General features: G+C 69.8%; 1 protein-coding gene and 1 tRNA gene. One reads left to right on the top strand and one right to left on the bottom strand.

Features of this window, described 5'->3' with window-relative positions; all coding sequences use genetic code 11:
• Window positions 1-2: 2 nt before the first annotated feature.
• Window positions 3-78 (bottom strand) — tRNA-Pro (locus Q0066_RS16200).
• A gap of 123 nt (window positions 79-201) precedes the next feature.
• Between Q0066_RS16200 and Q0066_RS16195 the strand changes: the two genes are divergently transcribed.
• Entirely contained in the window at window positions 202-2259 is a 2058-nt protein-coding gene (locus Q0066_RS16195; protein WP_298134869.1) for an alpha/beta fold hydrolase, read from the top strand.
• Window positions 2260-2310 lie beyond the last annotated feature (51 nt).

The raw sequence follows: 2310 nt of genomic DNA, 5'->3' as shown, positions 1-2310 counted from the left end.
AATGGTCGGGGCGACAGGACTCGAACCTGCGATCTCCTGCTCCCAAAGCAGGCGCGCTAGCCACTACGCTACGCCCCGGACGTCCGCGCTCAGCGGGCACCGCGTTGAGTCTAGGCCAGTCGATCGGCCATCGGGAAACCGGACAGGGCAGCACTGCCCTTGCCGGTCGTTCTGACCACCCGCCGTACTAGGGTGGCTGCAATGGCAACACCTTTTGATGACATCGATGTCTACCTCGCGCTGCCGCGGTGTTCCGGACTGAGCCTCTCCCCTGACGGCACACGTCTGGTCACCACCGTTGCCACCCTCAACTCGAAGCGCACCCAGTACCGCAATGCCTTGTGGGAGGTCGATCCGACAGGCACCGAACCGGCTCGCAGACTGACCCGGTCACGCAAGGGCGAGTCCTCCGCACTGTTCACCGACGCGGGCGATCTGCTGTTCACCTCCGCCCGTCCCGATCCGGACGCCGACGATGACGACGAGCCCACCGCGGCCCTGTGGCTGTTGCCGGCCGGCGGTGGCGAGGCCCGCCTGATCGGCAATCGGCTCGGCGGCTACGGAAAGGTCCAGACCCGCAGCACGCAGGTGCTGGCGGCGGCGCCTCGCCTCGCCGCGTCCACCGACGAGGCGGACGACGACCGCCGTCGCAAGGAGCGCAAGGACAACAGCGTCAGCGCGATCCTGCACGCCAGCTACCCGGTGCGGCACTGGGACCACGACCTCGGACCGGGCTCCCAGCATCTGTCGGCCGCCGACCTGCCAACCTCGGCACTTGAGGCGGGCGACGACCCCGTTCGGCTCGACCTGCGCGATCTCACACCGACCGCGTCCGCGCACCAGTGGGAGGACTTCGACCTGGCCTCCGACGGCAGCTTCGCAGTCGCGGTCGAGTCCCGGATCGGCACCGCCGGCGATCGGTACAGCCGGCTGGTCCGCATCGACCTCGCCGACGGTGGCAGCACCGTCCTGGTCGACGAGCCGGGGGTCGAGGCCTACGAGCCATGGCTCTCCCCCGACCGCACCCGCCTGCTGTTCAGCCGCGCACCGCTGACCACCCCGGAGCTCTCCGCGCGCCAAGAGCTGCATCTGCTCGACCTCGGCACCGGTGCGAGCCAGCGGGTCGCCACCGAGTGGGACCGCTGGCCCACCGGCCACGCCTGGCTGCCCGACAGCAGCGGCATCATCCTGACCGCGGACGAGAACGGCCGTGGCCCGATCTTCCTGTTCGACCTCGCCTCGGCCACCGTCACCCGGCTGACCAGCGACGATGCCAGCTTCACCGACCCTCAGGTGTCCCCCGACGGCCGCTGGGTGTACGCCCTGCGCACGTCGTACGCGGCGCCGTCCGAGGTCGTCCGGATCGATCTGGACGCCGCCCGCAGCACCGGTGCGCCGGTGGCGTCCGAACTGCTCCGGAACCCCGCTCCGGCCCCCGAACTCCCCGGCACGCTGACCGAGATCAGCACCACGGTCGCCGACGGCAGCACAGTGCGGGCCTGGCTGGCGCTGCCGTCCGGGGCCGACGCCGAGCGTCCGGCGCCTCTGCTGTTGTGGATTCACGGTGGTCCGCTGAGCTCCTGGAACGGCTGGAGTTGGCGCTGGTGCCCGTGGCTGCTGGTCGCGCAGGGTTACGCGGTGCTGCTGCCCGATCCTGCCCTGTCCACCGGCTATGGCGAAGACTTCGTCGCCCGCGGCTGGAGCCGTTGGGGCGCCGAGCCGTTCACCGATCTGATGGCGATCACCGACACCGCGGTCGCCCGCGACGACATCGATGCGAGCCGGACGGCAGCCATGGGCGGCTCGTTCGGCGGCTACATGGCGAACTGGGTCGCCGGGCACACCGACCGCTTCCGCGCCATCGTCAGCCACGCGTCCCTGTGGAGCCTCGACCAGTTCGGGCCCACCACCGACCACGCCTACTACTGGGCCCGCGAAGTGGGTGAGGCAATGCTGCGCGAGCACTCACCGCACAGCTACGTCGAGCAGATCCGGACGCCGATGCTGGTCGTCCACGGCGATCGCGACTACCGGGTACCGATCGGTGAGGGACTGCGGCTGTGGTGGGAACTGCTGAGCCGCTCCCAGCTCGCCCTGGACGCCGAGGGCCGGACGCCGCACCGCTTCCTGTACTTCCCCGACGAGAACCATTGGGTGCTCAGCCCGCAGCATGCGGCGATCTGGTACGGAACCGTGTCGGCCTTCCTGGCTGAGCATGTGTTGGGTGAGGCGCAGGACTATCCGGAGTTGCTCGGCTGACGTCGCGCTGGCTGTGAACGGAGATCCCGGATCAAGTCCGGGATGACGGAT

This window comes from Micropruina sp. (genome assembly GCF_027492755.1).
Classification (GTDB): domain Bacteria; phylum Actinomycetota; class Actinomycetes; order Propionibacteriales; family Propionibacteriaceae; genus Micropruina.
This window is presented reverse-complemented; position numbering and strand designations above follow the sequence as displayed.